This is a genomic window from Mycobacterium sp. NGS49 (genome assembly GCF_059812565.1).
Genome location: NZ_JCALCX010000012.1, coordinates 120,427 through 142,751, shown reverse-complemented (window position 1 = coordinate 142,751; position 22,325 = coordinate 120,427). Strand labels below are relative to the sequence as shown.

The window sequence follows — 22,325 nt, the reverse complement described above, 5'->3', positions numbered from 1 at the left end:
CCAGCGCCGCAGCGGCCGGCGCCGCAGCCTGCGCCACCCCGTCATCAGCTGTCTCAGCCGGGCAGCACCGTGCCGCCACCCGGGCTGCCACCGCGCCCCGGCCGGACGCCACAGCAACAGCGGCCGGCGGCACCCAAGCGGGCCCGCCCGGCGGAACTGAGCGACGCCGCCGTGGTGTCGCGGTCGTGGGGCATGGCTTTCGCGACCCTGATCAGCAGGCTCACCGGCTTCGGCCGCATCGTGCTGTTGGCCGCGATCCTGGGTGCGGCGCAGTCCAGTTCGTTCTCGGTGGCCAACCAGCTGCCGAACCTGGTCGCCGCCCTGGTGCTGGAGGCGACGTTCACCGCGATCTTCGTGCCGGTGCTGGCCCGGGCCGAGCAGGACGACCCCGACGGCGGCACGGCCTTCGTGCGCCGGCTGGTCACCCTGGCGACCACCCTGCTGATCGTGGCCACCGTGCTGTCGGTGGCCGCGGCTCCGCTGCTGGTGCGACTGATGCTCGGGCGCAACCCCGCGGTCAACGAGCCGCTGACCACCGCCTTCGCCTACCTGCTGCTGCCGCAGGTGCTGGTCTACGGCCTGTCCTCGGTGTTCATGGCAATCCTGAACACCCGCAACATCTTCGGCCCCCCGGCCTGGGCACCCGTCGTGAACAACGTCGTCGCCATCGCCACGCTGGGCATCTACCTGGCCGTCCCCGGCGAATTGTCGGTCGACCCCGTCGAGATGGGCAACGCCAAGCTGCTGGTCCTCGGCATCGGCACCACCCTGGGAGTGTTCGCTCAGACCGCGGTGCTGCTGGTGGCCATCGGGCGCCAGCACATCAGCCTGCGCCCCCTGTGGGGCCTCGACGATCGCCTCAAGCGCTTCGGCACCATGGCCGCGGCCATGGTGCTCTACGTACTGATCAGCCAGCTCGGCCTGGTTGTCGGCAACCAGATCGCCAGCTCGGCCGCCGCCTCCGGCCCGGCGATCTACAACTACACCTGGCTGGTGCTGATGCTGCCGTTCGGCATGATCGGCGTCACGGTGCTCACCGTGGTGATGCCCCGCCTGAGCCGCAACGCTGCCGCGGACGACATTCCCGCGGTACTGGCCGACCTGTCGCTGGCCACCCGGCTGACGATGATCACCCTGATTCCGGCGGTCGCCTTCATGACCGTCGGCGGCCCGGCGATGGGGAGCGCGCTGTTCGCCTACGGCCACTTCGGACAGGTGGACGCCGGCTACCTGGGCGCCGCGATCGCGCTGTCGGCGTTCACGCTGCTCCCCTACGCCCTGGTGCTGCTGCAGCTGCGGGTCTTCTACGCCCGCGAGCAACCCTGGACGCCGATCGTGATCATCATCGTGATCACCTCGGTCAAGATCGCCGGCTCGCTGCTGGCCCCGCACGTCACCGGCAACAAAGACCTCGTCGCCGGTTACCTCGGCACGGCCAACGGCCTGGGCTTTCTCGCCGGCGCCGTCGTCGGCCATTTCCTGCTGCGCCGCAGCCTGCGACCCAAGGGCGGCGGGCTGATCGACCTCGGCGCGGTGCGCACCATATTGGTGACGATCTCGGCGTCGCTGCTGGCCGGGCTGATCGCCCACGTCGCCGATCGGTTGCTCGGCCTGCACCGATTGACCGAGCACGGCGGCATGGGCTCGCTGCTCCGCCTGTTCGTCCTCGGGTTGATCATGGTGCCGGTCCTGGCCGCGGTGCTGCTCGGTGCGCGCGTGCCCGAAGCGCAGGCGGCCGCTGCGGCCGTCCAGCGGCGATTCGGACGCGGGCGTCCGGCGCCCGCCGAGGCCACGGTGTCGTCTGCACCGCGCCCCGTCACGTACCCTGACCAAAGAAAATCGTCCCTGCCGGGGGGACACGCGGTCCAGGAGCCGATCCGGCGCAGACCCCCGGTGGCCAGGGCCGGGATAGCGAAAGGACCGGAGGTGACCGACCGCACTTCGGATAGCGCCTCACCCCGTTCGACGGCCGGCGAGCAACCGCAGCCGCCGCGCGCCGACGATTTCCAGCCAGACATTCCCAGTCGGCGGATGCCGCCGCGGGACCCGCTCGGCGGCAGCGCCGACAGCCGTGGGCCGATTCCATTCGACGCGCCACGGGAGCGCGATGCCGAACCGCCGCAGGACGACCTCAATCTCGTGCCGGGCGCCCGCATTGCCAACGGGCGCTACCGGCTGCTCATCTCCCACGGCGGCACGCCGCCCCTGTACTTCTGGCAGGCCCTGGACACCGCGCTGGACCGGCAGGTGGCGCTCACCTTCGTCGATCCCGAGGGCGCGTTGCCCGAGGAGGTGTTGCAGGAGATCCTGTCGCGCACCCTGCGGCTCAGCCGGATCGACAAGCCCGGCATCGCCCGGATCCTCGACGTGGTGCACACCGGGTCCGGAGGTCTGGTGGTCTCGGAGTGGATCCGCGGCGGCTCCTTGCAGGAAGTGGCCGACACCTCGCCGTCGCCGGTGGGGGCCATCCGGGCGATGCAGTCGCTGGCCGCGGCGGCCGACGCCGCCCACCGGGCCGGTGTCGCGCTGTCCATCGACCATCCCAGCCGGGTGCGGGTCAGCATCGACGGCGACGTGGTGCTGGCCTACCCCGCGACCATGCCCGACGCCAACCCGCAGGACGACATCCGCGGCATCGGCGCCTCGCTGTACGCGCTGCTGGTCAACCGGTGGCCGCTGCCCGAGTACGGCGTGCGCAGCGGACTGGCGCCGGCCGACCGCGACGCCAACGGTCAGCCGGTCGAACCGACCGTGGTCGACCGCGACATCCCGTTCCAGATCTCCGCGGTCGCGGTCCGCTCGGTCCAGGAGGACGGCGGAATACGCAGCGCCTCAACACTTTTGAATTTGCTGCAGCAGGCCACCGCGGTCGCCGACCGCACCGAGGTGATCGGTCCGATCGCCGAGCCACCCGTGCCGGCGTCGCCCCGGCGGGCCGCCGAGCGCGGCGGCGAGATCTACTCCCGGCGGCGCCGCAACATCCTGATCGGCCTCGGGGCGGGCGCGGTTGTGCTGCTGATCGCGCTGCTGGTGCTGGCCTCGGTGGTCAGCGAGATCTTCGGCGATGTGGGCAATGGCCTCAAGGGCGACCAGCTCGGCCTGAACAACCCGACATCCTCGGCCGCCTCGGAGTCGCCCGGCAGTTCGGCCCCGTCGGGCAGCTTCGTCAAGCCCACCAGAGCCACGGTCTTCTCCCCCGGCGGCGACGCCGACAACCCCGGCGATGCGGGCAACGCGATCGACGGCAGCCCGGGCACCGTGTGGCAGACCGACACCTACTCCGACGCGGTCCCCTTCCCCGGTTTCAAGAACGGGGTCGGACTGATGCTGCAGCTGCCGACCCCCACGGTGGTCGGCATGGTCGGACTCGACATCTCCAGCACCGGAACAAAGGTGGAGATCCGCTCGTCGTCCTCGCCGAACCCGTCGAAGCTGGAAGACACCACGGTCCTGACACCGGCCACCACGCTCAAGCCCGGCCACAACAACATCCCGGTCAAGACGACTTCACCGACGTCGAACCTGCTGGTCTGGATCTCCACGCTGGGCACCACCGACGGCAAGAGCCGAGCCGACGTCTCGGACATCACGATCCAGGCCGCCTCCTGATCTAGGTGAAGTGCCCGGCCGCCGCGGATTGGTTACCGTCCGGCGGTGGGTTTCTGCAGACGGGGTTTACCGCAACGCAGTGACACCGAGTTGCTCGCCGCGCACGTGGCCGGCGACCGCCGGGCCTTCGCCGAGCTGTTCCGCCGCCATCACCGGCAGCTGTACCGCCTCGCGCGCCTGACCAGCCTTACCCGCGAGGACGCCGACGACGCATTCCAGGACGCGATGCTCTCGGCGCACCGCAGCGCAGCCGCGTTCCGCTACGACGCCGCGGTCGGCACCTGGTTGCACCGCATCGTGCTCAACGCCTGCCTGGATCGGGTTCGCCGAACTTGCGCCCGTCCGACGGTACCGATCGAGGACCGGCACTCCGTCGCCGACCGCACCTGCCAGGTGGAGACGGCGCTGATGGTGCACCGCGCGCTGCTCCGACTCCCGGTCCAGCAGCGGGCGGCGCTGGTCGCCGTCGACATGCAGGGCTACTCCATCGCCGAGACCGCGCGGCTGTTGGGGGTGGCCGAGGGCACCGTCAAGAGCCGGTGCGCCCGCGGACGGGCCCGGCTCGCCGACCTGCTGGGCTACCTGGACGCCGGCACCGACGCCCGGCGTCGCGGCACGGATTAGGGGCCATCTCGGTGCACCCGGCGGCGATGACGGACACTGAGGCGGATGAGTGCCGCCGACGACGATCCCCCGCCAGATCCACCCCTGACCGTCGAGTTGCTGGCCGACCTGCAGGCGGGTCTGCTCGATGACGACACCGCTGCCCGCGTGCGCCGGCGCATCCGCACCGACCCGCAGGCAGCCGACACGCTGCAGGCGCTGCACCGGGTGCGCAGCGACATCGCGACCGCCGGCTCGTCTCCGGCTCCCGAGGCGCCCCCGGAGGTCATCGCCGCCGTCACGCACGCACTGCAGGCATCCGGGGCCGCGCACGCCGCCCGGCCACCGCTGCGTCCGGCCCGCGTCATCGCCGGCGTCGCCGGGCTGTGCGCGGTGGTGGCGGCCATCGGCGTCGGAACCACCGCCCTGCTCAACGAGCCGGATCCCACGCCCAGCGCGCCCGTCACCGCCAACCACATCACCGTCTCCACCCCCGTCCCGGTGATACCGCTGTCGGCGGCCGAGATCCGGGACCTACTGCGCCGCCCGCCCGATTTCGGTGCGCTCAGCAACGTCAGCCAACGCGCATCCTGTCTCGGCGGCCTGGGCTACCCGGCGAGCGAGCCGGTGCTGGGCGCGCAGCCAGTGGAGGTCAATGCCCGACCGGGTGTGCTACTGGTGCTGCGCGGTGACACGCCCGACAGCCTGTTGGCCTTCGCGGTGGCGCTGAACTGCAACGCCGCCGATACCGGACTGCTGGCCACCACCGCGATCGCGCGCGCATAGCCGCCCATGGTGTCGTGCGTCGCAGCCGGGAACACCCGCGCCTACGCTGGCGTTCGTACGATTTGCAGATCACGCCCACTGATCAGCTTCCGTTCCGAAAGGCACGCATGACCGCTTCCTCAGACACCGTCCACGACGTCATCGTCATCGGCTCCGGCCCGGCCGGCTACACCGCCGCCCTCTACACCGCGCGCGCACAGCTCAAGCCGCTGGTATTCGAGGGCACCGCATTCGGCGGCGCGCTGATGACGACGACCGAGGTGGAGAATTACCCCGGGTTCCGCGACGGCATCACCGGCCCCGAGTTGATGGACCAGATGCGCGAGCAGGCGCTGCGATTCGGTGCCGACCTGCGCATGGAAGACGTCGAGTCGGTGTCGCTGGAGGGGCCGGTGAAATCTGTCGTGACCGCCGAGGGCGAGACGTTCCGGGCCCGGGCCGTCATCTTGGCCATGGGTGCTGCCGCGCGCTACCTACACGTGCCCGGCGAGCAGGAACTGCTGGGCCGCGGCGTCAGTTCGTGTGCCACCTGTGACGGTTTCTTCTTCCGCGACCAGGACATCGCCGTCATCGGTGGCGGCGACTCGGCGATGGAGGAGGCCACCTTCCTCACCAGGTTCGCCCGCAGCGTCACCCTGGTCCACCGCCGCGAGGAGTTCCGCGCCTCCAGGATCATGCTCAACCGGGCGCAGGCCAACGAGAAGATCACCATCCTCACCAACAAGGCCGTACTCGGAGTCGACGGCGACACCACGGTCACCGGGCTGCGCCTGCGCGACACCGTCACCGGCGAGGAGACCACGCTGCCGGTCACCGGCGTGTTCGTCGCGATCGGCCACGAGCCGCGCTCGGCCCTGGTCCGGGACGCAGTGGAGGTGGATCCGGACGGCTACGTCCTGGTGCAGGGACACACCACCAGCACGTCGCTGGACGGGGTGTTCGCCGCCGGAGACCTGGTGGACCGCACCTACCGGCAGGCCATCACCGCCGCGGGCAGCGGTTGTGCGGCCGCCATCGACGCCGAGAGGTGGCTGGCCGGGCACGAGGCGGCCGGCCCCGCCGACAGTACCGAGTTGATTGGAGCACAGCGATGAGCGATTCCGCGAAGTCCGCCACGATCGAGGTATCGGACGCCTCGTTCTCCGGCGACGTGTTGTCCAGCGATAAGCCTGTGCTGGTTGACTTCTGGGCGACGTGGTGCGGGCCCTGCAAGATGGTGGCGCCGGTGCTCGAAGAGATTGCGGCCGAACGGTCCGCCGATCTCACCGTTGCCAAACTCGACGTGGACGCCAACCCCGAGACCGCGCGCGACTTCCAGGTCGTCTCGATCCCCACCCTGATCCTGTTCAAGGACGGTCAGCCGGTGAAACGGATCGTCGGCGCCAAGGGCAAGGCCGCGTTGCTGCGGGAGTTGTCGGACGCCGTTCCCAACCTGTCCTGATCGCCGATCCGGCTCGTTTCCCGTTGCAGAAACGAGTCCATGATTGGCCTGGGGTTTTCTCGATATTGGCGAGGATCTGCGACAATACCGGTTAACTGCGCTGCTTCTGGCAGCGATGTCAATGAGTCCCGGAGGGCCCTTGGTATGCCGAGTCCGCGCCGCGAAGACGGCGACGCGCTGCGCTGCGGCGACCGCGGGGCCGCTGTCACCGAGATCCGGGCGGCGCTGGCCGCACTGGGAATGCTGGAGAGCTCCGACGACGACCTGACCACCGGCCGGCACGTCGCGGCTGACGTGTTCGACGGCGAACTCGACCACGCTGTGCGTGCGTTCCAGCAACATCGTGGGCTGCTGGTCGACGGCGTGGTCGGCGAGGCCACCTACCGCGCCCTCAAGGAAGCCTCGTACCGGCTCGGCGCCCGCACGCTGTATCACCAGTTCGGCGCGCCACTTTTCGGCGACGACGTCGCGACACTGCAGGCCAGGCTGCAAGACCTCGGCTTCTACACCGGGTTGGTGGACGGACACTTCGGCCTGCAGACGCACAATGCGCTGATGTCCTACCAGCGCGAGTACGGTCTTTCCGCGGACGGCATCTGCGGCCCGGAAACGTTGCGGTCCTTGTACTTTCTCAGTTCCCGGGTCAGCGGTGGTTCGCCGCACGCGATTCGTGAGGAAGAGCTGGTACGCAGCTCGGGCCCGAAGTTGTCCGGCAAGCGCATCATCATCGATCCGGGCCGCGGCGGCAGCGACCACGGTCTGATCACCCAGGGTCCGGACGGACCGATCAGTGAATCAGATGTGTTGTGGGACTTGGCAAGCCGGCTCGAAGGTCGAATGACGGCCATCGGCATGGAGACCTTTCTGTCGCGCCCCACCAACCGCAGCCCGTCGGACGCCGAACGCGCCGCCACCGCCAATTCCGTTGGCGCAGACCTGATGATCAGCCTGCGTTGTGAGACGCAGACCAGCCCGGCCGCGAACGGGGTCGCGTCGTTTCACTTCGGCAATTCACACGGCTCGGTGTCCACCATCGGGCGCAATCTTGCTGACTTCATTCAACGGGAAGTCGTGGCCCGCACCGGATTACGGGACTGCAGGGTGCACGGCCGGACCTGGGATCTGCTGCGGTTGACCAGAATGCCCACCGTCCAGGTCGACGTCGGATACATCACCAACCCGGGCGACCGGGAAATGCTGATCTCGACGCAGAGTCGCGATGCCATCGCCGAGGGCATCCTTGCCGCCGTCAAACGGCTTTACCTGTTGGGCAAGAACGACCGGCCCACCGGAACCTTCACCTTTGCCGAACTGCTGGCGCACGAGCTGTCCGTCGAGCGCGAACGGGCCAGCAGGCTCAGCGGCTCCTAGTTTCGCGATTTCCTGCCCGCCCGGCCGTCAACGGGTTTCCGGCGGCCGTCCCGCCTGCCGCGCAAGAAGCCCCCACCGGTTGTTGCAGCTGAGCGTTTTCCAGCAAGCGTTCCAGCGCGGCCTCGACTTCGGCCTTCCAGCCCAGCCCCTTATCCAGTTCCAGACGCAACCGGGGGAAGTACGGGTGCGGCGCGACCACCACGAAACCGGCGTCGATCAGGAAGTCGGCATCGATGATGCAGTGCTCCACCGAGCAGTCGCCGAGCGCGTCGAGGACCGGCCGGACGTCATCGTCCACCGGCTCCTGCAAATCGGTGGCCGCCTGGGTGCGCCCGAATGCCTCCAGCGCACGCACACCGCGGCGCACCAGCTCGTCGATGACACGGGTGATCAGGTTGTGCGGCAGGTCGTCCAGCACGCCTGCGTCGGCCTGCCCCCGCTCGATGCCCATGGAGGTCAACAGCACCGCATCCGCCGACACCGGCGCGGTGGGAAAGCGGCCGGCTCGCGGTACCGCGCGGGGCGGGGCGTACAGGATGTATCCCAGAACGGCCGGCTCGGCCTCGCTGCGTTCGTCGGGGATCTCCGTCGCGACCTGTCCGCAGGAGCCCCACTCCAGCATCACCATCGACAGCCACGCTTCTTTTTCGAACTCGGGGTCGGCCAGGTGCTCGTCCTTGCCGAGGGTCGCCGGGTCGACCTCCCAGAACACGCAGCGGCGCGCATGCTTGGGCAGCTGCTCGAAGGCCTCGAGCCGCAGCGCTGTGATCCGAGCTGACACTAGTCTCCTGGCCTCCGTGCGGTACCCAACCCCATGGCCTCGCTCCTGCGCGGGCGGCGGCCCGCAGCGTCACTCAGTGAGGCCGTCGTGTGTCCCGCCCGCGTCTCGCGACAGTGGATGGCAACCCTCTCAGGATAGGAGAGTCGGTCGCTTTCCGGCCAGTGGTGGCCGGGTAACTCTGCGGTCCCCCGCCGATTCCTCACCGGCCGCGATCGACCCTGCGGACCGGACCGTTGCGGCAGTCGGCCGGGACTCCAAATGTCTTGACCCACAACATATCTCCGTTGAAGGACGGTTCCCGCAGCCGATCGTATGCCGGCTCTGAGCACCCGAGTGTCACAGTGACGTAATTACAGAATATGTCCGGTCATGCCTTGCCAGGGGTCTTCGGCGTCATCATTTCGATGATCCGCTGTAGGTCCTCGACCGATCCGAACTCGACGACAATCTTGCCTTTGCGTTTGCCGAGAGCCACCGTAACCCGGGTGTCGAAGGCGTTCGACAGCCGCTCAGCAACGTCTTGCAGACCCGGCATCTGGATCGGCTTGCGCCGCGGCGGGGTCGGCGCCGCGTGGTCGCTGCGGTTTGCCAGGGTGACCGCCTCCTCGGTGGCTCGCACCGACAATCCTTCGGCGACGATCCGGCCGGCCAGTTCCTCCTGGGCATCCGGGCCGGCGTCCAGCGACAGCAATGCACGGGCGTGCCCCGCGGACAGCACGCCCGCGGCCACTCGTCGCTGCACCGGGATCGGCAGCTTGAGCAAGCGGATCATGTTCGTGATCAGCGGGCGTGATCTGCCGATGCGTGCGGCTAATTCGTCGTGGGTCACCCCGAACTCGTCGAGCAGCTGCTGGTATGCCGCTGCCTCTTCCAAGGGGTTCAGCTGTACGCGGTGGATGTTTTCCAGGAGCGCGTCGCGCAGCAGGTTGTCGTCGCCGGTCTCACGCACGATCGCCGGGATGGTCGCCAGTCCGGCCTCCTGCGCGGCCCGCCAACGTCGCTCCCCCATCACGATCTGGTAGTGCGCACCGCTTTGCGATACCTGAACCGCACGCACCACGATCGGCTGCAGCAGGCCGAACTCGCGGATCGAATGCACCAGTTCGGAGAGCGCCTCGTCGTCGAACACCTGGCGTGGCTGCCGTGGATTGGGTTCGATATCCGACGGCGCGATCTCCCGGTACACCGCCCCCATCGCGGCGGCATCGGGCAGCGGCCCGCCGATGACGACGTCGGCTGCCGCCGAACCCATCCGCGGCCCGTAGGTCGAGGGGTCCCCCTCCACGGGGCCGGTCGGAATCAGCGACGCCAGGCCGCGGCCCAGACCACCTTTCCTGCGTGACGGGTTGGTCATTGCTTATCCCTTCGCGGCTGGTGGTCGGTCGCGCTGAGCGAGTTCTCGGCTGGCGTCGAGGTAGCTCATCGCCCCACGCGACCCGGGATCGTACTCGATGATCGTCATGCTGTAGCCCGGTGCTTCCGAGACCTTCACGCTGCGCGGGATCACGGTGCGGAGCACCTTGTCGCCGAAATAGCGCCGGACTTCCTCGGCCACCTGATCGGCGAGCTTCGTGCGTCCGTCGTACATGGTGAGGATGACGGTGGTGACATCGAGAGCGGGGTTGAGGTGGGCCTTCACCATGTCGATATTGCGCATCAACTGCGATACGCCCTCGAGCGCGTAGTACTCGCATTGGATGGGGATCAGGACCTCTGGGGCGGCAACCAACGCGTTGATGGTGAGTAGACCCAGAGACGGCGGGCAATCGATGAAGACATAGTCGAAATCGAAGTCGTCCAGCTCGGCCAGCGCGTTGCGCAACCGGTTTTCCCGGGCCACCATGCTGACCAGTTCGATCTCCGCACCCGCCAGGTCGATGGTGGCGGGGACGCAGAAAAGGCGCTCACTGTGCGGACTGCGGCGCAGAGCCTCGCGCAGGGTGACTTCGCCGATGAGCACCTCATAGGAGGACGGGGTCCCAGATTTGCGGTCGGCAATCCCCAGCGCGGTACTTGCGTTGCCCTGCGGGTCGAGATCGATGACGAGCGTCTTGAGCCCCTGCACCGCGAGTGCGGCCGCAAGGTTCACCGCGGTCGTGGTCTTACCGACGCCACCCTTCTGATTCGCGATGGTGAACAACCGCCGCTGCCGGGGTCGCGGAACCGAATCGTAGGTGGTGTGCAGGACCCGCATCGCGCGTTCGGCGGCAGCCCCGATCGGGGTGTCGAATTCGGTCGATGTTTCACGTGAAACATTCACGGTGGGATTGTGCGCCCCCGCGGGTGTCGCTGCCAAGCCGGGACCGGCACCTGGGCTCACGGGTGACCGCCCTACCGATGTCAACGGTGTCCGTTCGGCCGGCATCTCGGTCGCACCGGACGGCCCCGGTGCTTGGGGTGCGGTGCGGGTCCATCTCAGGGCGCTCACCTGTCGGTCCGCCGCATCGGCCGTCCCCGACGCGCCACCACCGCGGTCGCGGGCTGCTCCAAAAAGTTCACGCCACACATCACCACCCTGACATCGACGGCACCCGCGGCCGCCATTACACGCCGGTGTTCCCGGACTTCATCGGGAGCGCGCTCCCCCTTCATGGCCACCATCAATCCCTCGACCCTGAGCAACGGCATACTCCACTTCGTCAACTTGTCTAGCGCCGCGACCGCCCGCGACACGGCCGCATCCATGCCGACCAACTGCTTCCTCACCGCCGGCTCCTCGGCCCGTCCGCGCACGACGTCGACCGGCAGGCCGAGCTCCTCCACCACTTGGAGAAGGAACTCGCTGCGTCGCAGCATCGGCTCGAGCAACACCACGTCGAGGTCCGGCCGGGCGATCGCCAGTGGTATTCCCGGGAGTCCGGCCCCGCTCCCGATGTCGACTACTCGGGCGTCATCAGCGAGCAGTTCCCCGACGACAGCCGAGTTCAGGATGTGCCGGTCCCAGATGCGCTCGACCTCCCGGGGTCCGAGCAGCCCTCGCTCGACACCGGCGGTGCCCAACACCTCGGCGTAACGCTGGGCGAGACCCAGACGCGGGCCGAAGATCTCGGCGGCAATATCGGTGCCGCCCGCCGATGGGCTCGCGGCCGGATGGTGCGGATCTTCATGTTTCACGTGAAACATTCCCTCCCGCTCCGCTGGCCGTTCGTCCGTTTGGTCCCGCCACCGCCCGATCCCCCGGCGAACTACATTGCTGTAACTCGGTGGATCACGGGCCGATCACGTTCGGTCACGGATCAGTCACGCAAGACGACGACGCGCCGAGACGGCTCCACGCCCTCGCTCTCGCTGTGCACACCCGGCACCGCCGCCACCGCGTCGTGCACGATCTTGCGCTCGAACGGTGTCATCGGCGCCAGAGCCTCGCGTTCACCGGTCTCCGCAACGCGCCGCGCCACCTTATCGCCCAGCGCCGCCAGTTCCTCCCGCCGCCGGCGACGCCAACTGGCGATGTCGAGCATCAGTCGACTACGTACCCCAGTCTTCTGATGCACCGCCAACCGGGTCAGCTCCTGCAGCGCGTCCAGGACCTCGCCGCCGCGACCGACCAACTTGTTCAAGTCGTCGCTCCCGTCGATGCTCACCACCGCGCGGTTGCCCTCGACATCCAAATCGATGTCGCCATCGAAGTCCAGCAGGTCCAGCAGCTCTTCCAGATAGTCACCGGCGATCTCGCCCTCGGCGACCAACCGCTCCTCCAGGTCGTCCGACTCGTCCACGGCATCGGTGCTTGCCTCCTCCGGTGCACCTGTCGCGTCGACGTCGAGTTCAGTGGTGTCAGCGTCCGTCATGGCTTTCTCTCCCCTCATCCACGGGTTGGTTTCGGCGGCATCACACCGCGCTGTCTTGCTGGGTGTTCTCGGGCGAGCCGACCTGGTAGGCCGGCCCGGCCCCGGCAAGTTCGGGCGCCGACTAGCGTTTGCGCTTCCTCGGCCGTGCTCCCGGTCTGGGAGTACGACCCGGACCGCTACTTCGATTCGCCGCATTCGGCTTGGCCGACGGCGCTGGCGGCGTGTTCGCGGACGGCGACTCCTCGACCTTGCCGTCCACCGCCGTCTCCTCGGCGTCGGCCGGGTTCGGCTGCGCAGCTTCCGTCTCGACCGCCGATCCGGACGCCGACGCCGCCTTGGACCGTTTGGGCTTCACACCCGGCGCCGGCGCATTGGCCGCCCGGCGTTGCAGAATCTCCTGCTTCTTCGCCTCGTCCTCTTCTTCGATCATGCCGAACACGTAGTGCTGCTGACCGAACGTCCAGATGTTATTGGCGAACCAGTACAGGATGATCGCCAGCGGCAGGAAGGGACCACCCACCACCACGCCCAGCGGAAAGACATACAACGCGAGCTTGTTCATCATCGCGGTCTGCGGATTGGCCGCGGCCTCCGGACTCTGCCGCGCCACCGACGCGCGACTGTTGAAGTACGTGGCCACACCGGCCAGGATCATCACTGGCACCCCGACCGCGATCACGGCGGGCCGGCTGAAGTGTTCGAAGGCGTCCAACCCGCCACGTTGCGTCATCGAAGCCCCGATCGGAGCGCCGAACAGGTTCGCCCTCAGGAAGTTCTGCACGTCGACCGCGGTAAAGACGTAGTTGCCGATCATCTTGTTCTGCTCCACCGACAGTGACTGCAACCCGATGCCGCCAGTGGTGCGGTTGAACGAGCGCAACACGTGGTAGAGCCCGAGGAACACCGGGATCTGGGCCAGCATCGGCAGGCAGCCCAGGATCGGGTTGAAGCCGTGCTCGCGTTGCAGCTTCTGCATCTCAAGTGCCATGCGCTGCCGGTCCTTGCCGTACTTCTTCTGCAGCGCCTTGATCTGCGGCTGCAACTCCTGCATCTGCCGCGTGGTGCGGATCTGGCGGACGAAGGGCTTGTACAGCAGTGCGCGCAGGGTGAAGACCAGGAACATCACCGACAGCGCCCAGGCGAAGAAATTGTCCGGCCCCAGCAGAAACGCGAACGCCTTGTACCAGAGCCACATGATCCATGACACCGGGTAGTAGATGAAGTCCAGGCTGAAGAAATCAAACAACAGATTCACTCTCCCCTTGCTTCGCCGAGCGGTCCTCGACCGCTCCTGGCGAGACGTCCACATCGACCGGGCACTCATGGCGCTCCGGAATCGGATCCCATCCTCCCCGATGCCACGGCCCGCACCTGGCGAGCCTGGCCACTGCCAGCCAGCCACCCCGGATCAAGCCGTATTCGGTGAGAGCCTGCACGGCGTATTGACTGCAGGTCGGAATGAAACGACACGTCGCCGGCCGCAGCGGCGACACCATGTGCCGGTACAGGTTGATCAGATAGATCACGGCGCGCGCCACTGGGGTGCTTACCCTGCCGCCGGACCGGGCCACACTGGCAGGGCCGCGCACCGACACGGTCACCGCTCGGCACCCGCCGTTTCGAAAGCCCGCCGCAGGCCACTTCGCAGCTGCTGCTCCAACCACGCCGACGACACGTGACGGCTGCTGGGCAAGGCACGGATCACCACGCGGTCGCGGGGGTGCAGACTGTCCAGCAGCGGTCGCGCGACATGCCGCAGCCGCCGCGCCACCCGGTGTCGTTCCACTGCGGTACCCACTCGCTTGGCGATGATCAGGCCCACCCGCGGGCCCTCGGCGTCTTCGCGCTGACTCGCCCGGCGGACATGCACGACGACGTCGGGCTGCACCGTGCGCATCCCGTACTTCACCGTCGCGTCGAACTCGGTGGACCGCCTCATGCGGTTCCGTGCGGAAAGCACCGCTGGAAACCCGAGGTGCGATCAGGCAGTTAAAGCGCGGCGACCCTTACGACGCCGGCTGGAAACGATGGACCGCCCCGCACGGGTGCGCATCCGCAGCCGGAATCCGTGAACGCGGGCTCGACGCCGATTGTTCGGCTGGAAGGTCCGCTTGCCCTTGGCCACCGCGTTCTCCTCGCTGTGTATGGCATAACAATCCGCCCGCTGATGCTCGGCAACTCGTGGGCGAAGGTGTTCTCGCTTGCTGGCCGGCGCGGTCCCCGAAGATGGTGATTCCGGGTCGCAGCCGTATCGCCGACGTTCGGGCGACTGTTTGAGGGTACTGACGAGGCTTCTCCTGGTCAAACCTCGCCCGTCCCAGCAGACCCAGCACATCCTCTCCCACCGCGTGATCCTGGTCCCGAGAACCGCCCGGATCGCAGGATCGTGAAGGACGCCAGCAGATTACATAGAACTGTTGGCAGCCGGAGCGAAAACTGTTAGCTTCGGGCGGGGTAGTTTCCGAGCCGGTACGACTTGGAACTCTGTCGACAATGACACTGAAGCGAGGATGGCGGATCGACTAGCTGCTCGGGCAATCCCATGGTTGTCTACAGCACGAAGATCGCGAGCCGTTGCCGGTAGGCTGCGGCTTGCTATCGACCTTCCTTTCCACATCTGTGGATAACCATGTGGACAGGTGCGTTGTTGCTACCGAAACTTTGTACTTCGACCGTCGGACCAGGGAGATGCGTCGTTGACCGATGACCCCGGTTCCGGATTCGCCACGGTATGGAACTCGGTCGTCTCCGAACTCAACGGTGAGACCGACAACGGTTCCACCACGACCTCGCCGCTGACCGCCCAGCAAAGGGCTTGGCTGAAGCTGGTACAACCGCTCACCATCGTCGAGGGGTTTGCTCTGCTCTCCGTGCCGAGCGTGTTCGTCCAGAATGAGATCGAACGCCACCTTCGCACCGCGATCACCGAGGCACTGAGCCGACGCCTCGGACAGCAGATCCAGCTCGGCGTGCGCATCGCTCCCCCACCCGCCGACGACGACGTCTCCCCTGCTTCCGAAGCCCCAGTGCATGACGCGGAATCGACCGACACCGAACCCCCGGAGCAGGACAACGACCGCGGTGACACCGTCGTGGGCCCCGGACACAGCTGGCCGAGTTACTTCGCCGAGCGCCCGACCGCCACCGACAACGCCGCCGCCTCCGGTACCAGCCTCAACCGCCGCTACACCTTCGACACTTTCGTCATCGGTTCCTCCAACCGGTTCGCCCATGCGGCGACCCTGGCGATCGCCGAGGCGCCGGCCCGCGCGTACAACCCACTGTTCATCTGGGGCGAATCGGGCCTGGGCAAGACTCACCTGCTGCACGCGGCCGGAAACTACGCCCAGCGGCTGTTTCCCGGCATGCGCGTCAAGTACGTGTCCACCGAGGAATTCACCAACGACTTCATCAACTCGCTGCGCGATGACCGCAAGGTGTCCTTCAAGCGCAGCTACCGCGATGTCGACGTCCTGCTCGTCGATGACATTCAGTTCATCGAAGGCAAGGACGGTATCCAGGAGGAGTTCTTCCACACCTTCAACACCCTGCACAACGCCAACAAGCAGATCGTCATCTCCTCCGATCGGCCCCCCAAACAGCTCGCCACGTTGGAAGACCGGCTGCGCACCCGGTTCGAGTGGGGACTGATCACCGACGTACAGCCGCCCGATCTGGAAACCCGCATCGCCATCCTGCGCAAGAAAGCCCAAGTGGAGCGGCTGGCGGTGCCCGACGACGTGCTCGAGCTCATCGCCAGCAGCATCGAACGCAACATCCGGGAACTCGAAGGGGCGCTCATCCGGGTCACCGCTTTCGCCTCGCTGAACAAGACGGCGATCGACAAGTCGTTGGCCGAGATCGTGTTGCGCGACCTGATCGCCGACGCCAGCGGCATGCAAATCAGCGCGGCGACCATCATGGCGGCCACCGCCGAGTACTTCGACACCACCGTCGAGGAACTGCGGGGTCCGGGTAAGGCACGCCCCCTGGCCCAGTCCCGGCAGATCGCGATGTACCTCTGCCGTGAACTCACCGACCTCTCGCTGCCCAAGATCGGCCAGGCGTTCGGCCGCGATCACACCACGGTGATGTACGCCGAACGCAAGATCCGCAACGAGATGGCCGAGCGCCGCGAGATCTTCGACAACGTCAAAGAACTCACCACGCGCATCCGGCAGCGCTCCAAGCGCTGAAACGCCCTCCCGGCCGGAAATTCTGCAAAAAACTTTTCTCCCTCGAGTCACACCGGTATCACCTCTGCGGTGTGAGTAGGCGTGTGTACAACTGGCCGAAACTGGAGTGCAGGACTCATCGCGCGGTGCACATCGGTCATTCGTCCCCAACCGTGCACCGCGGATCACACAGCCCCACCCACAGCCATCCACAGCGCTCTTCCGCTTCCAAGCTGCGGCAAGAGCGTCCTGTCCCCAGATTGCACAGCCCTTAATACTGATATTGAGATCTCTTCGTCATTTCTTCTTTGAAGAACGCGACTGGGGACATCGGTCCGCACACGATGCGCGGAGCAGCCCCGAACCCTCCTTGTCCCCGCCGACGACTAGCTTTCAAGTTGGCCTCGGAGGCTCTACGGTTGTTGTTCGACTGCTGTTGCGGTCGTCGTGGCGAATCACCGCCACCGGCGTTCGTCACGGAGGGTCCCCAACGCCGGCGGGGGAGCTGGGCACGGATTTGAAAGTCACGTTAGGTGAAGGGACGCAATGGACGCGGCTACAACACGGGCTGTCACCGATTTGAAGTTTCGCTTGGTCCGGGAGTCCTTCGCCGATGCGGTGTCGTGGGTGGCCAAGAACCTGCCGTCCCGGCCGACCGTGCCGGTACTTTCCGGGGTGTTGCTCACCGGTGGCGAGGACGGGCTGACCATTTCGGGATTCGACTACGAGGTTTCCTCCGAAGTGCAGGTCGCTGCTGAAATCGCCTCACCGGGAAGCGTTTTGGTGTCCGGCAGGCTGCTGTCCGATATCACCAGAGCATTGCCCAACAAGCCGGTGGACTTCTATGTCGACGGCAACCGCGTCGCGCTGACCTGCGGAAGTGCCCGGTTCTCGCTGCCGACGATGGCTGTCGAGGATTACCCGACCCTGCCGACGTTGCCCGAGGAGACCGGCACACTGCCTGCCGAACTGTTCGCCGAGGCGATCGGGCAGGTCGCGATCGCAGCAGGCCGGGACGACACGTTGCCGATGCTGACCGGTATCCGGGTCGAGATTTCCGGGGAGACGGTGGTTTTGGCGGCAACCGACCGGTTTCGCCTGGCGGTCCGGGAGCTGACCTGGTCGGCGCTGTCGCCCGACATCGAGGCGGCGGTTCTGGTCCCGGCCAAGACTTTGGCCGAGGCGGCCAAAGCGGGCGCCGACGGTTCGGAGGTTCGGCTGTCGCTGGGCGCCGGATCGACGGTCGGAAAGGACGGCCTGCTGGGCATCACCGGAAACGGCAAGCGCAGCACCACCCGGTTGCTCGATGCCGAATTCCCGAAATTCCGCCAGCTGCTACCGGCCGAGCACACCGCGGTCGCCACCATCAACGTGGCCGAACTGACCGAGGCGATCAAGCTGGTGGCGTTGGTGGCCGACCGGGGTGCACAGATTCGGATGGAATTCGCTGAGGGCATGCTGCGGTTGTCGGCCGGCGCAGACGATGTCGGGCGCGCGGAGGAAGACCTCGCGGTGGACTACGCGGGAGACCCGTTGACGATCGCATTCAACCCCACCTACCTGACCGACGGGCTGGGCTCGTTGCACTCCGAGCGGGTGTCCTTCGGTTTCACCACCCCGGGCAAACCGGCGTTGTTAAGGCCCGCGGCGGCCGACGACCCGGTGCCGAGCGGCAACGGCCCGTTCCCGGCGGTGCCCACGGAATACGTGTATCTGCTGATGCCGGTGCGGCTACCGGGCTGAGCACCGGGTCCCGACAGAGGTGCGAAGTAGGTGTACGTCCGGCATTTGGCGTTGCGGGATTTCCGGTCCTGGGCGCGTGCCGACCTCGACCTCGAGCCGGGGCGCACGGTGTTCGTCGGCCGAAATGGCTTCGGAAAAACCAATATCCTTGAGGCGCTCTGGTATTCGAGCACACTGGGTTCGCATCGCGTTGGCACCGATGCACCTCTGATCCGGGCCGGTGCCGAGCGCGCCGTGGTGTCGACGATCGTGGTCAACGAGGGCCGAGAATGTGCCGTCGACCTCGAGATCGCCGCGGGCCGGGCCAACAAAGCCCGGCTCAACCGGTCACCGGTACGCAGCACCCGGGAGATCGTCGGGGTGCTGCGCGCGGTGTTGTTCGCCCCGGAGGACTTGGCGCTGGTGCGAGGTGACCCGGCTGATCGTCGCCGCTATCTGGATGACCTGGCGACGGTGCGGCGACCGACCATCGCCGGGGTGCGCGCCGACTACGACAAGGTGCTCCGTCAACGCACCGCATTGCTGAAATCGTTGTCCGGTGCGCGATTGCGGGGCGACCGGGGAGCGCTGGACACCCTCGAGGTGTGGGACAGCCGGCTCGCCGAGCATGGCGCCGCCCTGATGGCCGCGCGCATCGATCTGGTGAACCAGTTGACACCAGAGGTCGAAAAGGCCTATCAGCTACTGGCACCCGAATCACGTTCGGCCACAATCGGTTACCGTGCCAGCACGGATGCGCTGGCACCCGCGGCCGGCACCGATGCGCACTCGTTGGAAGCCGCATTGTTGAGCGCTCTGGCGGCACGGCGGACTGCCGAGCTCGAACGTGGCGTGTGTCTGGTCGGTCCGCACCGCGATGACCTGGAACTGCGCCTGGGCGACCAACCCGCCAAGGGTTTCGCCAGTCACGGCGAGTCGTGGTCGTTTGCGGTGGCCTTGCGGCTGGCCGCCTACGAACTGCTACGCACCGACGGCAGCGATCCGGTGCTGTTACTCGACGACGTTTTCGCCGAACTGGACACCAAACGGCGCCGCGCGTTGGCCACCGTCGCCGAATCCGCCGAGCAAGTGCTGGTGACCGCGGCCGTGCCCGAAGACATCCCCGATGGTTGGGAGGCCAGACGCTTGACCGTCGAGCTACGTGACAGTGACCTGGGTCCGGTCTCGGAGGTGCGGGCATGACCGAGGACAACCAAGACGACGTCAACCAGCGCGGCCTCGATCTGGTGCGCCGCACCCTGGAGGAGGCCCGGGCGGCTGCCCGCGAGCGGGGGCAGGACGCCGGTCGTGGCCGCGCCGCGCCGCTCCCCCGCCGGCGCATCGCCGGGGCGCGGCGCAGATGGTCGGGGCCGGGCCCGGATCAGCGTGATCCGCAACCCTTGGGACGGTTGGCCCGCGACCTGGCCAAGCAACAGGGCTGGACCACCCACGTGGCCGAAGGCACCGTTTTCGGCCATTGGATGTCGGTGGTCGGTGCGCAGATCGCCGAACATGCCACCCCGGTCGCACTGCATGACGGGGTGCTCAGCGTAACGGCCGAATCGACGGCATGGGCCACCCAGTTGCGGTTGATGCAGGCTCAACTTTTAGCCAAGATCGCCGCGGCTGTCGGCAACGGCGTGGTGACGTCGCTGAGGATCACCGGCCCGGCGGCGCCGTCCTGGCGGAAGGGGCCCCGTCACATTCCCGGGCGCGGGCCCCGCGACACCTATGGCTAGGGCTGTTGCACCGGCTTGACAAGACACCGGTCACAGCCGTCTCAGAGCCGCCAGAAACTGACAGAGGCTTATCTGGAACGTCGGGACGCGGCAACAGCGAAGAAATTGAGCGCACGGCGCAATCAGATGGGCGGAAACGCGCCCACAAAATCGGTGCTGACGGTGGTTCACGGTAGAGTAGGCGAATGCGCCCGCTGCGGTGACTGGACCGCGCGCATGCAACCCCAAGGAGAGCATTCCGACCGTGGCTGCCCCGAAGAAGAAGGCAAACGAATACGGCGCTTCCGCCATCACCGTCCTGGAAGGATTGGAGGCGGTCCGCAAACGCCCCGGCATGTATATCGGCTCCACCGGGGAGCGCGGCCTGCACCACCTGATCTGGGAGGTGGTCGACAACTCGGTCGACGAGGCGATGGCCGGTTACGCCACCAAGGTCGACGTGCGCCTGCTCGACGACGGCAGTGTCGAGGTCGCCGACGACGGCCGCGGGATTCCGGTGGCCATGCACGCTACCGGCGCGCCGACCGTCGACGTGGTCATGACCCAACTGCACGCCGGCGGCAAATTCGGCGGCGAGAACAGCGGCTACACCGTCAGTGGCGGGTTGCACGGCGTGGGTGTGTCGGTGGTGAACGCGCTCTCGAAGCGACTCGAGGTCGATATCAAACGCGACGGATATGAATGGTCGCAGTACTACGACCGCGCCGTGCCGGGCACCCTCAAGCAGGGTGAGGCGACCAGGAAGACCGGGACCACGATCAGATTCTGGGCAGACTCCGAGATCTTCGAAACCACTCAATACGACTTCGAGACGGTCGCGCGCCGACTCCAGGAGATGGCCTTCCTGAACAAGGGCCTGACCATCAATCTCACCGACGAGCGGGTGGAGCAGGACGAAATCGTCGATGAAGTCGTCAGCGATACCGCCGAAGCCCCGAAGTCTGCCGAGGAAAAGGCGGCCGAATCCAAAGCCCCGCACAAGGTCAAGAAGCGCACCTTCCAGTACCCCGGCGGTCTGGTCGATTTCGTCAAACACATCAACCGGACCAAGAGTCCGATCCAGCAGAGCGTCATCGACTTCGAAGGCAAAGGCACTGGCCACGAGGTCGAGATCGCGATGCAGTGGAACGGCGGCTACTCCGAATCGGTGCACACCTTCGCCAACACGATCAACACCCACGAGGGCGGAACCCACGAAGAGGGCTTCCGCAGCGCCCTGACATCGGTGGTCAACAAGTACGCCAAAGACAAGAAGCTGCTCAAGGAGAAGGACCCGAACCTGACCGGGGATGACATCCGCGAGGGTTTGGCCGCGGTCATCTCGGTGAAGGTCGCCGAACCACAGTTCGAGGGCCAGACCAAGACCAAGCTGGGCAACACCGAAGTCAAGTCGTTCGTGCAGAAGGTGTGCAACGAACAGCTCACGCACTGGTTCGAGGCCAACCCCTCCGAAGCTAAAACCGTGGTGAACAAAGCGGTGTCGTCCGCGCAGGCTCGGATGGCCGCGCGCAAGGCGCGGGAGCTGGTGCGCCGCAAGAGCGCAACGGACCTCGGCGGCCTGCCCGGTAAGCTCGCCGACTGCCGCTCGACCGACCCGCGAAAGTCCGAACTGTATGTGGTGGAGGGGGACTCGGCCGGCGGCTCGGCCAAGAGCGGGCGTGATTCGATGTTCCAAGCGATCCTTCCGCTGCGCGGCAAGATCATCAATGTGGAGAAGGCCCGCATCGACCGGGTGCTGAAGAACACGGAAGTCCAGGCCATCATCACCGCGCTCGGCACCGGCATTCACGACGAGTTCGACATCACCAAACTGCGCTATCACAAGATCGTGCTGATGGCCGACGCCGACGTTGACGGACAACACATTTCGACGTTGCTGTTGACGTTGTTGTTCCGCTTCATGCGTCCGCTGCTCGAACACGGCCACGTGTTCCTGGCCCAGCCGCCGCTGTACAAGCTGAAGTGGCAGCGCACCGAGCCCGAATTCGCCTACTCCGACCGGGAACGCGACGGTCTGCTGGAGGCGGGGACGAAGGCCGGCAAGAAGATCAACAAAGAAGACGGCATCCAGCGCTACAAGGGTCTGGGCGAGATGGACGCCAAGGAGCTGTGGGAAACCACGATGGACCCGTCGGTGCGGGTGCTGCGCCAGGTGACCCTCGACGACGCCGCCGCGGCCGACGAGCTGTTCTCCATCCTGATGGGTGAGGACGTCGAGGCGCGGCGCAGCTTCATCACCCGTAACGCCAAAGACGTTCGCTTCTTAGACGTTTAACCGCAGTCCGCGTTTCAACCAGCAGACGAGGA

Annotated in this window: 20 protein-coding genes; 11 read left to right on the top strand and 9 right to left on the bottom strand. The window is 66.9% G+C overall.

Features of this window, described 5'->3' with window-relative positions; translation table 11 throughout:
* The first annotated feature begins 84 nt into the window (after positions 1 to 84).
* The 6 genes from AC5Y7D_RS14750 (at position 85) to AC5Y7D_RS14725 (ending at position 7,810) form a co-directional block, all read left to right on the top strand.
* A complete protein-coding gene (locus AC5Y7D_RS14750) occupies positions 85 to 3,609 on the top strand; it encodes a murein biosynthesis integral membrane protein MurJ (RefSeq protein ID WP_499925235.1) in 3,525 nt (1,174 codons plus the stop codon).
* A 45-nt stretch (positions 3,610 to 3,654) separates the two neighbouring features.
* The gene (sigM, locus tag AC5Y7D_RS14745; RefSeq protein WP_499925084.1) at positions 3,655 to 4,233 is read left to right on the top strand and encodes an RNA polymerase sigma factor SigM; all 579 of its coding nucleotides are present in this window, start codon (positions 3,655 to 3,657) and stop codon (positions 4,231 to 4,233) included.
* Positions 4,234 to 4,278: 45 nt separating this feature from the next.
* Complete coding sequence (locus AC5Y7D_RS14740) at positions 4,279 to 4,998, top strand: RsmA family anti-sigma factor (protein WP_499925082.1); 720 nt, start codon at positions 4,279 to 4,281, stop codon at positions 4,996 to 4,998.
* Between the two features lie 107 nt (positions 4,999 to 5,105).
* The gene (gene trxB, locus AC5Y7D_RS14735) at positions 5,106 to 6,092 is read left to right on the top strand and encodes a thioredoxin-disulfide reductase (protein WP_499925078.1); all 987 of its coding nucleotides are present in this window, start codon (positions 5,106 to 5,108) and stop codon (positions 6,090 to 6,092) included.
* A complete protein-coding gene (gene trxA, locus AC5Y7D_RS14730) occupies positions 6,089 to 6,439 on the top strand; it encodes a thioredoxin (protein ID WP_499925073.1) in 351 nt (116 codons plus the stop codon). The genes trxB and trxA overlap by 4 nt, the downstream gene beginning before the upstream one ends.
* 144 nt (positions 6,440 to 6,583) lie before the next feature.
* Complete coding sequence (locus AC5Y7D_RS14725; protein ID WP_499925069.1) at positions 6,584 to 7,810, top strand: N-acetylmuramoyl-L-alanine amidase; 1,227 nt, start codon at positions 6,584 to 6,586, stop codon at positions 7,808 to 7,810.
* Here AC5Y7D_RS14725 and AC5Y7D_RS14720 read toward each other — a convergent pair.
* From AC5Y7D_RS14720 to rpmH, 9 genes are all read right to left on the bottom strand, one after another.
* Entirely contained in the window at positions 7,797 to 8,591 is a 795-nt protein-coding gene (locus AC5Y7D_RS14720; protein WP_499925068.1) for an acetyltransferase, read from the bottom strand. The genes AC5Y7D_RS14725 and AC5Y7D_RS14720 overlap by 14 nt on opposite strands.
* Before the next feature lie 367 nt (positions 8,592 to 8,958).
* On the bottom strand, positions 8,959 to 9,945 hold the full coding sequence (locus tag AC5Y7D_RS14715) for a ParB/RepB/Spo0J family partition protein (RefSeq protein WP_499925066.1): 987 nt from the start codon (positions 9,943 to 9,945) through the stop codon (positions 8,959 to 8,961).
* Positions 9,946 to 9,948: 3 nt separating this feature from the next.
* Positions 9,949 to 10,956, bottom strand: a complete 1,008-nt coding sequence (locus tag AC5Y7D_RS14710) for a ParA family protein (RefSeq protein WP_499925233.1) — start codon at positions 10,954 to 10,956, stop codon at positions 9,949 to 9,951.
* A 59-nt stretch (positions 10,957 to 11,015) separates the two neighbouring features.
* A complete protein-coding gene (rsmG, locus tag AC5Y7D_RS14705) occupies positions 11,016 to 11,714 on the bottom strand; it encodes a 16S rRNA (guanine(527)-N(7))-methyltransferase RsmG (protein ID WP_499925063.1) in 699 nt (232 codons plus the stop codon).
* Between the two features lie 113 nt (positions 11,715 to 11,827).
* The gene (locus tag AC5Y7D_RS14700; protein WP_499925061.1) at positions 11,828 to 12,382 is read right to left on the bottom strand and encodes a Jag family protein; all 555 of its coding nucleotides are present in this window, start codon (positions 12,380 to 12,382) and stop codon (positions 11,828 to 11,830) included.
* A 121-nt stretch (positions 12,383 to 12,503) separates the two neighbouring features.
* Positions 12,504 to 13,637, bottom strand: a complete 1,134-nt coding sequence (gene yidC, locus AC5Y7D_RS14695; RefSeq protein WP_499925058.1) for a membrane protein insertase YidC — start codon at positions 13,635 to 13,637, stop codon at positions 12,504 to 12,506.
* On the bottom strand, positions 13,621 to 13,983 hold the full coding sequence (yidD, locus tag AC5Y7D_RS14690) for a membrane protein insertion efficiency factor YidD (RefSeq protein ID WP_499925057.1): 363 nt from the start codon (positions 13,981 to 13,983) through the stop codon (positions 13,621 to 13,623). The genes yidC and yidD overlap by 17 nt, the downstream gene beginning before the upstream one ends.
* Positions 13,980 to 14,342, bottom strand: a complete 363-nt coding sequence (gene rnpA / locus AC5Y7D_RS14685) for a ribonuclease P protein component (RefSeq protein ID WP_499925056.1) — start codon at positions 14,340 to 14,342, stop codon at positions 13,980 to 13,982. Before rnpA ends, yidD begins: the two co-directional genes overlap by 4 nt.
* A 21-nt stretch (positions 14,343 to 14,363) precedes the next feature.
* Complete coding sequence (rpmH, locus tag AC5Y7D_RS14680) at positions 14,364 to 14,507, bottom strand: 50S ribosomal protein L34 (protein WP_077100535.1); 144 nt, start codon at positions 14,505 to 14,507, stop codon at positions 14,364 to 14,366.
* 571 nt (positions 14,508 to 15,078) lie between these two features.
* On the opposite strand from rpmH, the gene dnaA reads away from it, so the two are divergent.
* The 5 genes from dnaA to gyrB all read left to right on the top strand — a co-directional run bounded on the left by dnaA (position 15,079) and on the right by gyrB (position 22,293).
* Positions 15,079 to 16,578, top strand: coding sequence for a chromosomal replication initiator protein DnaA (dnaA, locus tag AC5Y7D_RS14675; protein WP_499925053.1), 1,500 nt, complete (start codon positions 15,079 to 15,081; stop codon positions 16,576 to 16,578).
* Between the two features lie 525 nt (positions 16,579 to 17,103).
* Complete coding sequence (dnaN, locus tag AC5Y7D_RS14670; protein ID WP_499925050.1) at positions 17,104 to 18,300, top strand: DNA polymerase III subunit beta; 1,197 nt, start codon at positions 17,104 to 17,106, stop codon at positions 18,298 to 18,300.
* A gap of 30 nt (positions 18,301 to 18,330) precedes the next feature.
* Positions 18,331 to 19,482, top strand: coding sequence for a DNA replication/repair protein RecF (gene recF / locus AC5Y7D_RS14665; protein WP_499925049.1), 1,152 nt, complete (start codon positions 18,331 to 18,333; stop codon positions 19,480 to 19,482).
* Positions 19,479 to 20,018 carry a DUF721 family protein gene (locus tag AC5Y7D_RS14660; RefSeq protein ID WP_499925047.1) on the top strand — a complete coding sequence of 180 codons (540 nt, stop codon included), beginning with the start codon at positions 19,479 to 19,481 and terminating at the stop codon, positions 20,016 to 20,018. Before recF ends, AC5Y7D_RS14660 begins: the two co-directional genes overlap by 4 nt.
* 244 nt (positions 20,019 to 20,262) lie before the next feature.
* Positions 20,263 to 22,293: a DNA topoisomerase (ATP-hydrolyzing) subunit B gene (gene gyrB / locus AC5Y7D_RS14655; protein ID WP_499925046.1), complete on the top strand. Its 2,031-nt coding sequence runs from the start codon at positions 20,263 to 20,265 to the stop codon at positions 22,291 to 22,293.
* Positions 22,294 to 22,325: the final 32 nt, after the last annotated feature.

What these genes read in the sequence shown, in the direction of transcription:
- AC5Y7D_RS14725 (WP_499925069.1), top strand. Translation starts at nt 6,584, where the DNA reads ATGCCGAGTCCGCGCCGCGAAGACGGCGACGCGCTGCGCTGCGGCGAC.
- trxB (WP_499925078.1), top strand. Translation starts at nt 5,106, where the DNA reads ATGACCGCTTCCTCAGACACCGTCCACGACGTCATCGTCATCGGCTCC.
- dnaN (WP_499925050.1), top strand. Translation starts at nt 17,104, where the DNA reads ATGGACGCGGCTACAACACGGGCTGTCACCGATTTGAAGTTTCGCTTG.
- AC5Y7D_RS14700 (WP_499925061.1), bottom strand. Translation starts at nt 12,382, where the DNA reads ATGACGGACGCTGACACCACTGAACTCGACGTCGACGCGACAGGTGCA.
- AC5Y7D_RS14710 (WP_499925233.1), bottom strand. Translation starts at nt 10,956, where the DNA reads ATGCCGGCCGAACGGACACCGTTGACATCGGTAGGGCGGTCACCCGTG.
- AC5Y7D_RS14715 (WP_499925066.1), bottom strand. Translation starts at nt 9,945, where the DNA reads ATGACCAACCCGTCACGCAGGAAAGGTGGTCTGGGCCGCGGCCTGGCG.
- AC5Y7D_RS14740 (WP_499925082.1), top strand. Translation starts at nt 4,279, where the DNA reads ATGAGTGCCGCCGACGACGATCCCCCGCCAGATCCACCCCTGACCGTC.
- AC5Y7D_RS14660 (WP_499925047.1), top strand. Translation starts at nt 19,479, where the DNA reads ATGACCGAGGACAACCAAGACGACGTCAACCAGCGCGGCCTCGATCTG.
- rsmG (WP_499925063.1), bottom strand. Translation starts at nt 11,714, where the DNA reads ATGTTTCACGTGAAACATGAAGATCCGCACCATCCGGCCGCGAGCCCA.
- trxA (WP_499925073.1), top strand. Translation starts at nt 6,089, where the DNA reads ATGAGCGATTCCGCGAAGTCCGCCACGATCGAGGTATCGGACGCCTCG.